Origin of the sequence: Petrotoga sp. 9PWA.NaAc.5.4 (assembly GCF_002895485.1) — a bacterium.
Classification (GTDB): domain Bacteria; phylum Thermotogota; class Thermotogae; order Petrotogales; family Petrotogaceae; genus AZRK01.
On the sequence record NZ_AZRK01000015.1, the window covers coordinates 64,635 to 79,129 of the forward strand.

At 30.4% G+C, this 14,495-nt stretch carries 10 protein-coding genes; 2 read left to right on the forward strand and 8 right to left on the reverse strand.

Features of this window, described 5'->3' with window-relative positions; all coding sequences use genetic code 11:
* Window positions 1–32: 32 nt before the first annotated feature.
* On the reverse strand, window positions 33–1,817 hold the full coding sequence (gene aspS, locus X924_RS05935) for an aspartate--tRNA ligase (protein ID WP_121958017.1): 1,785 nt from the start codon (window positions 1,815–1,817) through the stop codon (window positions 33–35).
* Between the two features lie 278 nt (window positions 1,818–2,095).
* Here aspS and X924_RS05940 point away from each other — a divergent pair, with 278 nt between their 5' ends.
* Entirely contained in the window at window positions 2,096–3,133 is a 1,038-nt protein-coding gene (locus tag X924_RS05940) for an S-layer homology domain-containing protein (protein ID WP_121958018.1), read from the forward strand.
* A 42-nt stretch (window positions 3,134–3,175) separates the two neighbouring features.
* On the opposite strand, the gene X924_RS05945 is transcribed toward X924_RS05940, so the two are convergent.
* From X924_RS05945 to X924_RS05960, 4 genes are all read right to left on the reverse strand, one after another.
* On the reverse strand, window positions 3,176–3,829 hold the full coding sequence (locus X924_RS05945) for a TIGR00153 family protein (RefSeq protein WP_121958019.1): 654 nt from the start codon (window positions 3,827–3,829) through the stop codon (window positions 3,176–3,178).
* A 100-nt stretch (window positions 3,830–3,929) separates the two neighbouring features.
* Window positions 3,930–6,689 (reverse strand): isoleucine--tRNA ligase, encoded by a 2,760-nt coding sequence (gene ileS, locus X924_RS05950; protein WP_121958020.1) that lies wholly within the window; start codon window positions 6,687–6,689, stop codon window positions 3,930–3,932.
* A gap of 20 nt (window positions 6,690–6,709) precedes the next feature.
* The gene (locus X924_RS05955; RefSeq protein WP_121958021.1) at window positions 6,710–7,069 is read right to left on the reverse strand and encodes a response regulator; all 360 of its coding nucleotides are present in this window, start codon (window positions 7,067–7,069) and stop codon (window positions 6,710–6,712) included.
* A gap of 95 nt (window positions 7,070–7,164) precedes the next feature.
* Complete coding sequence (locus tag X924_RS05960; protein ID WP_158245331.1) at window positions 7,165–9,924, reverse strand: ATP-binding protein; 2,760 nt, start codon at window positions 9,922–9,924, stop codon at window positions 7,165–7,167.
* An 859-nt stretch (window positions 9,925–10,783) separates the two neighbouring features.
* On the opposite strand from X924_RS05960, the gene X924_RS05965 reads away from it, so the two are divergent.
* Window positions 10,784–13,246 carry an ATP-dependent Clp protease ATP-binding subunit gene (locus X924_RS05965; protein WP_199172650.1) on the forward strand — a complete coding sequence of 821 codons (2,463 nt, stop codon included), beginning with the start codon at window positions 10,784–10,786 and terminating at the stop codon, window positions 13,244–13,246.
* 30 nt (window positions 13,247–13,276) lie between these two features.
* Here the strand turns inward: X924_RS05965 and rd are convergent, their stop codons facing one another.
* The 3 genes from rd to X924_RS10310 form a co-directional block, all read right to left on the reverse strand.
* Window positions 13,277–13,438 carry a rubredoxin gene (rd, locus tag X924_RS05970; protein ID WP_121958024.1) on the reverse strand — a complete coding sequence of 54 codons (162 nt, stop codon included), beginning with the start codon at window positions 13,436–13,438 and terminating at the stop codon, window positions 13,277–13,279.
* Between the two features lie 22 nt (window positions 13,439–13,460).
* Entirely contained in the window at window positions 13,461–13,814 is a 354-nt protein-coding gene (locus tag X924_RS05975) for a class II SORL domain-containing protein (RefSeq protein WP_121958025.1), read from the reverse strand.
* 102 nt (window positions 13,815–13,916) lie between these two features.
* Window positions 13,917–14,426, reverse strand: coding sequence for a rubrerythrin family protein (locus X924_RS10310; RefSeq protein ID WP_121958026.1), 510 nt, complete (start codon window positions 14,424–14,426; stop codon window positions 13,917–13,919).
* Window positions 14,427–14,495: the final 69 nt, after the last annotated feature.

Consider the following 14,495-nt stretch of genomic DNA (forward strand, 5'->3'; position numbering starts at 1 on the left):
TAAATTTTATTACAATTATTTTAGTATGAAGATTATTGCCCTGCTAAATCACTCGATATTGTTAAAATAATGTGCAATTCTTCTAATTGCCTACTTGAAACCACAGAAGGAGCTCCTGTCATAGGATCAGAACCGGAAGCTGTTTTAGGAAAAGCTATAACTTCTTTTATTGACTCTTCACCGACTAAAATACTAACAAGTCTATCCATTCCTAAAGCTATTCCTCCATGAGGAGGTACTCCATATTTAAACGCTTCGATTAAAAAACCAAATTTTTCTTCTATTTCACTTTCATTCAGTCCTATTATTCTAAAAACTTCTTTTTGAACTTCTCTATTGTGAATCCTTATACTTCCGCTTGCAATTTCATATCCATTTATTACTAAATCATAAGATTCTGATTTTATCTTCATCGGATCTGTTTTCGCATATCTTTCCAAGTCTTCCAAGTTAGGCATAGTAAAAGGATGATGTTCTGCAACAATTCTTCCTTCTTCCTTATCCCATGCGAACATAGGAAAATCTGTAACCCATAAAAATTCAAACCCTTCTTTTTTTGAAAACTCCTCCTTAATTATTTTGTTTCGCAATTGACCTAATATATTGTTAACTGACTGTAGTTCCCCCATAGTCAAAAGCATTACAGCTTTCTTTTTTATTATACCATGCTCTAATAACATATTTATTTCTTTTTCAGCCACTTTTTTGATATTTGATCTAACCTCATCACCATAAGATATCCATATTAATACAGAGCTCCCCATTTCTTTTGAAAACTCTATAAGCTCATCCAATTTTTTTCTCGAAAACTTTTCTGAACCATTTTTTATTAAAAATCCTTTTATTATGGAACCTTCATCGATTGCTTTTTTTATAAAGTTAGCTTCGGTATTTCTAAAATAGTCAGTTAATTCAAGAAATTCCATACCATATCTGGTATCTGGTTTATCACTTCCATATGTATTTATTAGATAATCATAAGTATACCTTTTAAAAGGTATGTGTACATCAAAAAAATTTATTGACTTTTGAAAAATCTCTTTTATGAGTTTCTCTGTTAAATCAAGAATATCCTCTTTGGTTACAAAAGAAGCTTCTAAATCAATTTGAGTGAATTCCGGTTGCCTATCCGCCCTAAAATCTTCGTCTCTAAAACATCGAGCTATTTGAAAATACTTATCAAATCCTGACACCATCAAAAGTTGTTTGAATAATTGGGGAGATTGCGGCAAAGCATAAAATGTACCGGGTTTAAGACGTGAAGGTACCAAAAAATCCCTTGCACCTTCGGGTGTAGATTTGGTTAAATAAGGAGTTTCAACTTCTAAAAAATCTAAAGAAGAAAGAAAATCTCTGGTTGTTTTCATCACTTTATGACGAGTAATTAAATTTTTTTGCATCTTTTCTTTTCTTAAATCCAAATATCTATATTTTAGCCTTAAATTTTCGGATACTTCTTCTTCAACGTTTATGTATATAGGAGGTGTTTCAGATTCGGATAATATTTCTAAATTAAGAGCCAAAACTTCTATTTCTCCGGTTTCCATGTTTGGATTAATATCTTTTTCTGGCCTTAATCTTACTTTCCCTTTAATTGAAACAACATACTCATTTCTAAGTTTTAAAGCTTTTTCATATAGTTCTTTATTCTCATTGGAATCAAAAACAACTTGTGTTTTACCGTATCTGTCTCTAATAAGAATAAAAATAATTCCTCCTAAATCTCTCACTCTATCTATCCAACCATTTAGAATTACTTCTTGATTTATGTCTTCTTTTCTAAGTTGATTACAATGGTGCGTTCTTTTTTGGAACAATAATAACACCTCCGAATTTTTATTCATTTTATTTTACCATTTTTTGTGATAAAATAAAATAAGTAAAATTTAAAAATTTTATTGTTTATCTAAACCTCTTCTATTTTTGTGGCTAAAATTAATAAAACCATTAGATAAAAATACAGTTAATCAAAATTAGACGGGTGTTTTGGAAAAGAAGCTTTTTGAAGAAAAACATTTTGAATTTATGATAGGTCTATAGTGGTTTTAAAATTTTTAAATTATCTATAATTCTTAATTATACAGGAGGTGTTATTGTGAAAAAGGTAGGTATTGTTCTTTTATTGTTGTTTGTTAGTGTTGGTATGATGGCTCAAAGTTTTAAAGATGTTCCTGTGAACCACTGGGCATACGAAGCGGTAGAAAGGCTTTCAAAGATCGGCATCATAGAGGGCTATCCAGACGGTACTTTTAAAGGATTGGAAAATATGAACAGATATCAGTTAACAGTCGCCCTTTCAAGGACCTTAGACTATACAGAAAAAAGCCTGATCGCTCCTTTAGCTCAGCGTGTAGCAACTTTGGAACAAAGGGTAAATACTTTATCAACTTCTCCTGCTATTCCTTCGGCTGATTTGCAGGAACTTCAAAACAGGTTAAATACAGTTGCAAACAACGTTTCTACGGTTCAAAACAGGGTAGATTCTATTTCAAGTAATGTTTCTAACCTTCAAAGCACAGTAACAAGATTAGACAACTCTGTCAAAGAGCTTCAAAATTCTTATGAATTATTAGGATACACTACAACAAAAATCGACGAACTCGAAAGAAAAGTCAATTCCATAACTGCTTCCACTGTAACTAAAAGTGATATAGATGCTTTAAATACAAGAGTTTCCAGGTTAGAAACTTCTGTTACAAGTTTAAATAGTAACTATCAGAATTTATCACAAACCACATCTTCACTTCAAACACAGATAAGAAATTTAGAAGCCGCTAACGTTACTATACAAAATAACGTTACAAAAGCTAATGAAGAAATAGCAAGAATGAATTCTTTAGTTAACAATCTGAACTCTAAAGTAAATTCAAAAGTAGATGTCACAGATTTTAATCAGCTTAAAAGTACAACGGATCAACTCAGTAGTCAAATAGCTGCGAACACACAAAGAATAACCCAATTAAACTCTAATGTTCAAAGTGTACAAACAAATGTTTCTCAACTTTCTACTGAAGTTAGAGAAGTAAGAACTATAGCTGAAAGTAAACAAGGCGGCGGAATTAATTTCTTAGATATAATTATTTCTGTTGTTATCTCTTCTGCAATTACTTTTGTATTAACAAATTTCTTATAATCATATGATATTTATAAAAAAATGCCGCTTTGTGCGGCATTTTTATTTTATGTTTCTTTTCAAAATTATTATTTCTACCCTATCAGAAGCATCTTCCGCTCTATCTGCTATATCCCCAATTTGTAAGAATAAATCTTTTAGCTGTATTTTTTCGGCTAATTGTAATTTTTCCATATCAAATAATTTTTTTATTAAAGCTTTTTCTAATATATCTTCTTTATGTTCGTACTCTTCAACCTTTTTAACAAATTCATGCCCCTTTTCAATGTTTTCAAATAATGATTCTATAGATTTTTTCAAAAATTTATAACTCTTTTTTACAAGCTGGATTTGACCCAAGAAATCCTCTTTAAATTCTTCAGGAATATTAGGTTTTTGAAACTCTAAAATTTCTGATACACTTTGAATTTTATTCATAACTTTATCTGCGGCTTCAATAAGCCCCAAAAGATCTCCTCTGAAATTCGGTAAAAAAGCCCCTTCGTACATAACACTCTCTGTCTTTCTTCTCAAAGAATCTGCTTCACTCTCGATTTCAGATATTTTTTCAAGTGTCTCCTTGGTTTTTTCCTTGTCATTATTTAAATACGATACAACCATCTCTTCAAACGAAGACAATCCTTCTTCGATTTTGCTTAAATGCTTTGAAAATAGATCTATAATCTTTTCCTCTTTTTTACCAAAAAAAAGTTTCATAAAAACACCTCCAGACAGTAAGGAGAAAAGAACAACTATGTCTTTAACTACTATAATATCTCTTCTATAAAATTATTAACTTTATAGAATAATAATAATTTCACCCATTTCTTTCTTCTTTTAATACGCTTGCACAACGAGGACATACATTGGGAAATTCCGTATCTAATCCTGTATTTGGGTCAACTTTCCAACATCTTTCACATTTTTCTCCTTCTGCTTTTACAACTTTTATTTTCCCATTTCTACCATCAAAACCATTATCTACTATACCTAATTCAAATTGAGAAACTATTAATATGTCCGCAATAAAGGTACTATCATAAGAACTAATAACTTCTTTCAAAAAATCGTCAGACAATTCTACTATTACTTTTGCTTCTAAAGAATTTCCTATTAACTTTTCTTTCCTTTTTTCTTCAAGAGCTTTCAAAACATCGTCTCTAAAGTCCAAAATCTTATCCCATTTTTCTTCTAATCCTTTATCAATATAATTTTCATTATAAGAAGGCCATGTTTCAGCAAAAATAGTTTCATATGTTTTTAATTCATCAAGGTGATCGTACACTTCTTCTGCTGTAAATGGAAGTATCGGCGCCATCATCTTTGTTAGCGCCAGAACAGTCTCATATAAAACTGTTTGCGCAGATCTTCTCAAATTAGAATTTTTACCTTCAACATACAGTCTATCTTTTATTATATCTAAATAAGTAGCGCTCATATCGATTGTACAAAAATTATTTAATAAATAATGTACCTTATAAAATTCATAATTTTCATATGCCTTAGTTATTTCTCTTATTAATTTATGAAGTTTCAATATAGCCCATCTATCTATTTCTAACATATCTTCATAAGCTATCGAATCCTTTTTAGGATCGTAATCGTAAATATTACCTAACAAGAACCTAAGGGTATTTCTCAATTTACGATAAGTTTCAACCTGTTGTTGTAAAATATTGTAAGAAATTTTTATATCCACAGTGTAATCTGCAGATGCAACCCATAACCTAAGTATATCTGCTCCATATTTATCAACCACTTCTTTAGGATTAACTACGTTACCTAAAGATTTTGACATCTTTCTGCCTTCTTCATCTTTTATAAATCCGTGAGTTAATACCGATTTGTAAGGAGCAATACCGTGTTTTGCTACAGACAAAAATATTGAACTTTGAAACCAACCCCTGTGTTGATCGCTTCCTTCAAGGTACAAATCAACTGGGAATTTTTTAAGATCTTCTGTGCTATTAACCACAGCTTCAAAGGAAGCTCCAGAATCTATCCAGACATCTAATATATCTTCTTCTTTTTCAAATTTTGAACTTCCGCATTTTGAGCAAGTAATTCCATGTGGTAATAAATCTTCTATATTTTTTTCAAACCATGCATTAGTTCCATTTTCTTTTACAATTTCAATAAAATTCTCTATAATTTCTGAGTTAAATATGACTTCTCCACAGTTTTTACATTTTACAGCAGGAATAGGGATACCCCAAGCTCTTTGCCTTGAAATTACCCAGTCCGGTCTTTCTTTCACCATAGAAGTTATTCTGTTTTCTCCCCATTTTGGAATCCAGTTAACTTCCTTTATTTGTTCTAAAACTTTTTCGCGATATCCATTCTTTTCTAAGTCAATAAACCACTGTTCTGTCGCTCTAAAAATAATAGGGTTCTTACATCTCCAGCAATGTGGATAAGAATGAGTTATTTTACCAGCAGCTACAAGAAAATGTGAATCATTTAGATCTTTTATAATTACTTTATTTGCATCCCAAATCTTTAAACCTTCATATTTCCCAGCTTCCTTTGTAAAATATCCTTTATCATCTACAGGAGAAATCATAGGCAGATTATATTTTAAACCTGTTTTATAATCATCAACTCCATGACCTGGTGCCGTATGCACACAGCCAGTCCCATCTTCTAAAGTTACATAATCCGCCAAGACGATTAAACTTTCTCTATTCATAAAAGGATGAAAAGCCTTTCTACCTTCTAATTCTTTTCCTTTGTATGTTTCAATTATTTCAAAATTACTTATATTCGCTTCTTGTAATGTTCTTTTTATCAAATCTTTTGCTAAAATCCAATATTCACCATCTACTTTAATTTTCGAATAATCATAATCAGGATGCACAGCAATAGCGGTATTTGCTGGTAGAGTCCATGGTGTGGTCGTCCATATTATAATGTAAGTTTCTTTTTCATCTTTCATTGGAAACTTAACATAGATAGAATCAGATGTATGATCATGGTATTCAACTTCTGCCTCTGCCAAAGCTGTTTTACATTCAGTACACCAGTATATTGGTTTTTTACCTCTATAAACATTTCCTGAATCTACCAAACTTTTTAAAACTTCTAAAACTTTTGCTTCATATTTCGGATCCAAAGTCAAGTAAGGAGTATCCCAGAAACCAATTACTCCTAATCTTTTAAAGCTATTCCTTTGTATATCTACAAATTTTAGTGCATATTCTTCACAAATTTTTCTGATTTGTAATTTGTTTAGTTCGTTAGCTTTTTCTCCAAGTTGTGTAGTAACATTATGCTCTATTGGAAGACCATGAGTGTCCCATCCCGGAATATAAGGAGTGTTAAAACCCTTAAGAGTTTTGTATTTTAAAACAATATCTTTTAGAATTTTATTAAGAGCTGTACCAATGTGTATATCGCCATTTGCATAGGGAGGGCCGTCATGCAAAATGAATTTCTCGCAATCTTTTCTATGATTTTTTATATAGTTAGCAATATCGATTTCTTCCCACTTCTTTAAAATAGTTGGTTCCTTTTCTACTAAATTTGCTTTCATTTTAAAATTTGTTTTGGGAAGATTTATTGTATCTTTATAATCCAAAATGTGCACCTCCGCTTTTTCTATTGAATTTTTGTAAGATGATCAATAGTGTCTTTTATTTCTGTTACATCCATTGATTTTACAACGTATGCATCTGCAGCCCAAGAAGCCATCTCACTCTTATAATGAGAATATGCTGTAAGAAAAACGATTTTCTTATTTGAGTATTTTTTCCTTATTTCAGCCGCTAACTCCAAACCATTTACATCCGGCATCTCGATATCTGTACAAATTATTTCTATATCTTTATTATTTTCTAATATTTCTAAAGCTTTTTTGGCGTTGGGCGCACAAAAAACTTCATATCCTGATTCTTCTAACTCTTCTTTTATCAAAGTTCTTATATTTTCTTCATCATCAACAACTAAAATTTTTGACAATTTTATCCCTCCAATATATCGTTTTTTATATTATCGAACTGAATTCATTTTAAATTCAAACGCTTATTTTTTTAAAAATATTATTTCTAAAGTACCTAATAATTTTTTATTGGAATTTCAAATCTAAAAGTAGTACCGCTTTCATCAGATTTTACCAAATAAATTTTTCCTTTATGTTCTTCTTCTATTATCTTTTTGCAAATAGCCAAGCCTAATCCTGTACCTTTAGATTTTGTTGTGAAAAAAGGACTAAATAAATTTTCTTTAACTTTATCAGAAAGCGGAGTTCCATCATTTGTAATTTCGAATATTACATTTTCACCTTCGACTTTAACTTTTAAGTCAATCTTTCCGTTTTGATTCACAGCTTCTATTGCATTTTTTATTAAGTTAATCAAAACCTGCTTTATTTTATCTTTATCGGCATTAATAAATATCTTTTCTTCCAGCCATTCTGTATTTAGCATAATATCCTTTTGCTTTATAAAATCTTCATACATCATCAAAACTTCTCTTATCGATTCAACTAAATTAACCTGCTCTATTTGTGTAGCTTTAGTGCCTCTAGAGTATTCCAAAATTTCATTAACTATGTTTTCTAATCTTGAAAGTTCTTCACTAATTATTTTGGTATACTTTTTAATATCTTCGTTATCTTCCAATTTTTTGTTTATTCTATTCAAAAATCCGCCTATTACTGTGATAGGATTTCTAATCTCGTGAGCAATTTTAGCAGTCATTTCTCCCATTGAAGCAAGTTTTTCTCTTTTTTGCATTTCTTTTTGAAGGTTGTATAGTTCGGTTATCTCGTCAAGAACTATAATTACCCCTTCAATTACACCTACTTCTTCATTTCTTAAAGGTGAACATTGAATGTCAAATATTCTCTCATCATCGGAAATTTCTATTTTATAGTTTTTTAATTTTAAATAATTTTTCGTTTCATAGACTTTTTCTATAATATTAATAATATCGTTTCCAAAAATATTTACTAATTCATTTATTGAAGAACCAATCATATTTTCCCGTGGAATAGAAAATAAAGATTCAGCCTTTTTATTCCATTCGTTTATTTTACCACTTTTATCAATAACTACAACAGCAAGAGCTAAATTCTGCAAAATATTATCTTTAAATCTTCTATAGTAATCCATTAAATCTTTTTGTTCTTCTAATCTTTTCGTTTTCTGTCTCAACTCTTGATAATTTTCTATCATTTCTAAAGCTAAGCCCATGTTATCTTTAAAAAGTTTCACAATTTCTATATCCATAGGAGTTATAGGGTTTTTATTTATTTTATTATCCACTATAATCACAGATTTTGTCTCCATCATTCCAGTAAGGGGAAATATAAGAAACTCCTCATTTTTTAAAATGTCATAAATATCTTCCAAATCTTCCCATTTTATTTGAAGCATTTGAGGAACTACATGAATTATTTGTTTCTTTTCTACAACCCTTTCTAAAATAGGATGGCCCTTATAAGCTAAAACCTTGCTCTCTAATTTAGTGGTTAATTTATTATTTGTAGGTAATTTTAAAGCTTCTTCTTTTAAATATTGCACCATACTACCATATTTTAAAGAAGTTATGTTGGCTTGTTTCCAAATTTCATTGGTATCTTCTTCATCATCAGGCCCTATCCAAAGTTTTGGAACTAAAAATCCTCGAATTTTATCTTTTTCTAAGTAAAGTGCCCTATTGAATTTTAATCCCCTACCAGAAGTTAGTCCCAGAAGCATAATTTTTATCGCAATGTTCTTATCATAAACTGAACGAACAGCTTGCGAAATTTTATCTAAAGAATTCATTCTATTCAAGTATTCTTTTTGTTCTTCTATAAGTTTTTCATGACTTTCTTTTAACTTTCTTAATTTATCAACTTCACTTTGTAACTTATTGTATAACTTAATTCTATGAATAGAAAAAGCCAACCTTTTAGCACTATCTTTTAAAATACTGAAATCTGTTTCATCAAAATTCTTATATGTTCTAAAATCATATCCTTCTACTCTATTATACGTAGCTATTACTCCATATATTTCGCTGTTTTGCTCAATTTTAGCGTACATAGAAGACTTTAAATCAATATTAAAGGGAATAACGTAATTTTCAAAGCTCTCCCTTCCAACAAATATGAAACTATTCTTTTCAAAAACGACTCTACCTTCGATGGAATTGTTAATACTTAAAGTCTTATGTAAAACTTGATCTTCATTTATTCCTACAAAATTTTGAAGTAATAATTCATCTTGCGATAAATTCCAAAAAGCTACGCATTCAGCATGCAAAGAATCTTTTAAAAAGCACAGTACCTCATTTATAATAATTTCTTCACGATCAATCTTTTCAATAATTTCAGTTAATTTCTCCATAATAGAAACTTTATTTTCAAGTTCTTTGATTTTTAAAGTTTCCAAAGATAAATGAATTAATATACCATAAGAATCAATTTCCTTAACGATTTTATCCTCGTTATTATTTTCGAAAAAACCTGCGGCTGCTATTAATTGATTACTAAAAAAAATAGGGTATATATATAATAAGTTATTATCAACATTATCACACGACTGATCCAATCGAATTAAATTTTTTTGAATATCATAACAAATTTTTTTGCCGGAAAAAAAACTCTTTTTAATCTCTTCATTACCTCTAAGATATACTCTAACTTGTCTATATTCTTCTAAAGAACTCGCCATACATTTTAAAACTTCTCTTGCCGATTCATAAATAAAAACAACATTATGTTGTGAAAGACTTTTCTGAAGTTGCTTAGAAATTTCTTGAAAACTTAACTCTAATATTTTGTTAGGATCTTCACTTGTTATTATATCTAAAAAGTTATTAATCAATTTAATCATCCTCCATAAAAGCTTTCATAACGCCACTTTCAAAAGGTTCAAAACTTAAGTTTTTTCAGTCTTTTATTTTAATTTTTAAAAATATTCCTGTTTTGCTATTCTAAATTTTTATTAACTACCGTTTCATTCAACGTATTAGATCCCAAAGTACCAAAATTTACTTCACCTTCGACGAATACACTCCTCTTATTTATGAAACATAGACTTCAATTCATTATTCTCGTTCAAATATTAATCTTTAAAAGATGTGTTTTCTTAACTTATATATATATTATATCACTTACTTTATTTTATGCTTACTTTAGAAATGATAATTTTTAGAAAATAAACTTTTGAGTTTATAACAACCAAGTTCGAAACCTGACAGAGACGTATTTCTTTCTTTAGAATGGTGTTCTTTAGCTACATGTACCAAAAAACTAAAAAAATTAAGAATTAGTGAGAATTATGTAGAAACTTTATAAAAGATAATTTTTCAGAAATAAGCATTTGAATTTAAAACGGGTCCAGGGCGGAGCCCCCCCTTTGTCTCGGTAAAAGCACCGAAAAGGTTAAAGAAATTAAGAATTAGTGAGAATTATGTAGAGACTTTATAAAAGATAATTTTTCAGAAATAAGCATTTGAATTTAAAACGGGTCCAGGGCGGAGCCCTCTTTCTCTCTTTCGCTACACGTAGCGAAAAAGTTAAAGAAATAGATAATTTAAGATCAAAACTATAAACATAAATAATTTATTTTTTGTCTTGACAAATAAGATAAAAAAGGTTATAATAAAAACAGGATTTAGCACTCATAAATTAAGATTGATAAAACAAAACATTTCTGTATATTTAAAGTGGAGGTGAATAATATGAGATTTAATCCTAACGATTTTACTGAAAAATCTTTGAAAGCAATTCAAGAAGCACAAAATCTATTAGCTTACTCAGGCGGTAATATCATGAAGCCAGAGCATCTTTTGTTGGCTATTTTAAATATGAGCGATCCTGAGGTTGAGAAAATTTTTGAAGGGAAGGATTTGAATCTTTTAAGAAATAAACTTGAAGATGCAATTTCAGAAGAGATGGGAGTTTATTATTCTTTTCCCTACTCAGGAGGAGGGATTTACATTTCGAATAGTTTGGGAAATGCGATAAACATTGCAAAATCAGAAACTATTAAATTGGGAATGAAGAAGATTCCTGTTATTGCACTTGTACTTGGCATTATGTTAGAAGGTAATTCTTATGCTTCAAAACTTTTGTCGTCTTTTACTTCAGAAAGAAGAGTCCGAGAAGTTCTTCAAGAGCTTATGGAAAACGGCGATGAAGAAGTAGATGCTGAAGGTGCAGATCCACTCAAAAGATTTGCTATAGACTTAACAAAAGAAGCAAAGAAAGGGAAACTACTGCCTGTAATTGGAAGAGAAAAAGAAATAAAAAGAATTATTGAAATATTGTCTCGAAAACAAAAAAACAATCCGGTGTTAGTCGGAGATGCAGGTGTTGGAAAAACTGCAATTGTAGAAGGATTAGCTCAATTGATAGTAGATGAAAGTGCCCCGGATTATCTAAAAAATAAAAAAATTTTACAACTGGATATGGCAGCTTTATTAGCCGGAACAAAGTTTAGAGGAGAATTTGAAGAGAGATTAAAAGCTGTTATTGATACTGTAAAAAAACATAAAGATGAGATTATCTTATTTATAGATGAATTGCATAATATAATCGGTGCAGGTGTAGCTGAAGGGAACGCAATGGATGCTGCAAATATTTTGAAGCCTGCCTTAGCAAGAGGTGAAATAAAAGTAATAGGTGCCACTACATACGATGAATACGTAAAATATATCGAAAAAGATAAAGCTTTGGCAAGAAGATTTCAACCAATATTTGTTCAGGAGCCAACTGTAGAAGATAGCATTGAAATATTAAAAGGACTTAAAGAATCCTATGAAAAACATCATAGAGTAGAAATACTCGACGAAGCTATAGAAGCTGCTGTAAAACTTTCACAGAGATATATTACAGACAGATTCTTACCCGATAAAGCTATAGATTTGATTGATGAAGCATGCGCAAGGGTAAAATTAAGAAGCTCAGGAAAACCTGAAAAAGTAATCGAATTAGAGAGAAAAATGCAGAAATTAGAAGAAGAAATTAATAAATTAACCCTTGAAGAGAAGTATGAAGAAGCTTCAAAGAAAAAGGCAGAATATTTTGATTTACAAAAAGAATTAGAAAAAACCGAAAAAATGGCAAAAAGTTTGCAAACAGAAAGTAATAATGTAGTTGATGAAGATGTTATTGCTTCTATAGTCCAAGAATGGACCGGAATACCTGTTACAAGAATGGTTGAAGATGAAAAGAAAAAACTTGCAAATCTTGAATCAGAAATTCATAAGAGGTTGGTTGATCAGGATGAAGCTGTTAAAACTATCGCAGAACACATAAGAAAAGCAAGAGCAGGATTGAAAGATCCTCGTAAACCGGTTGGATCTTTTTTATTCTTAGGGCCAACCGGAGTAGGTAAAACAGAGTTAGCAAAAACCTTAGCTGAAATTTTGTTTGGAACAGAAGATGCTCTAATAAGAATAGATATGAGTGAATATATGGAGAAATTTAACGTTTCAAGATTAATAGGTGCTGCTCCCGGTTATGTAGGATACGAAGAAGGAGGCCAATTAACAGAAGCAGTAAGAAGAAGACCTTATTCAGTAGTATTGTTTGACGAAATAGAAAAAGCTCATCCCGATGTGTTCAATATGTTATTACAGGTTCTTGATGATGGAAGATTGACAGATTCACAAGGAAGGACTGTCAACTTTAGTAATACTGTCATAATAATGACATCAAATATAGGTTCTGAACAGATAAATAAAAGTAAAAGAAATTTAGGATTCATAGGAGAAGAAAGCGAAGAACAAAACTATGAAAATATAAAAAATGAAGTTATGACTCAAGTTAGAAATGTTTTTAGACCCGAATTTATAAACAGATTAGATGATATTATTGTATTTAAACCATTAAATGTAGAACACATTAAGGAAATAATTAATATAATGATTAATAAATTGCAAGAAAGATTAAAAGAAAAAAATATAAAGATTCAAATCACTGAAGCTGCTAAGGATGTCATTGCAAAAGAAGGGTTTGATCAAGTTTACGGTGCAAGACCTTTAGCAAGAGTTATCGAAAGAAAAATAGAATCACCTCTTGCAAACATGATAATTGAAGATACAATTGGTGAAGGAGATACTGTTATAGTTGATTCAAAAGATAGAGAAACTTTAGAAATAAGAAAAGCAGGAGGAGAATTATTAAAAAAACGGGATTAATAAATCCCGTTTTTTTAATATCGATGATTTTTAATCCATTACTTCAAAATCTTCTTTTGAAGCTCCACACACAGGACAAGTCCAATCATCTGGTAAATCTTCAAAAGAAGTTCCAGCTTCTACTCCGTTATCTGGATCGCCTACTTCTGGATCATAAATATACCCACAAATCGTGCATCTATACTTTTTCATTTTTATCAACTCCTAAATTCACTTAATTTACTGTCACTTTTTTCGTATTTTCCCATAATCCATGAATATTACAATGTGAAAGAGCAATAAGTGTAGCAGATTTTGACAATCTGATCTTAGCTTTTACATAAGGTTCTCCCACTACAGGTCCAAAAATATACCTTCCTAAGTGAACAGTGTTGGGATCATCTTCGTATTGAGCAAAAAGATCTATCCATTCTATATGGTGTTCAACGGTGTTAGGATGTTTTATTTCTTTTCCAACTTGTACTTCAACTTCAAATTCTTCGTTTGCTTTAACGATATCTGGGCAATCGATTGTTGGAACGTGTTTCTCTTCTTTAAAATCTTTAATTTTGATTACTTCACCTAACAATCTTATACCCCCTTTCCTTTCAAAAAGTATAAAAATTAAAATTCATATACATTTTAAAAACAACTATATTTTCAAAAACCTTCGTTCCTACAAAACATCAAGTTAAAATTCTACAAACTTACTCTTTGGGGCTCCACAAACCGGACATTTTTCAGGAGCTTCTCCTTCCACAGTATAACCACACACGTCACAAATAAAGATCTTACCAACCTCTACATCTTTACCTTGATCTGCAACCTTTTTAGCATTTTTGTACCATTCTGCGTGTATTTTTTCAGCTTCTAAAGCAAAATGAGTGGTTCTTACAGCTTCCTTTTCTCCTTGAAAATCAGCAGCATTTTTGTATACTGGATACATCTCTTCTATTTCAAAAGTTTCGCCGTCAATACATTGTTGCAAATTATCCGTTGTTGAACCAATATAACCCAACGCCCTATAATGGTTTCTTGCATGAACATATTCTGCATGAGCTATAGCCTTCCACATTCTTGCTAAATTTTTAAGTCCTTTTTCCTCAGCCTCAGCAGCAAAAATCAAATATTTCATATGTGCTTTAGATTCTCCACAAAAAGCATCCTCTAAAAATTGCTTTGTCATAGCTCTATTAACCATTGAATCAACCCCCTTTTTACAAAATTTTTAAAAAATACAAGTTCTTTAATGTAAATTATAGCATGATTA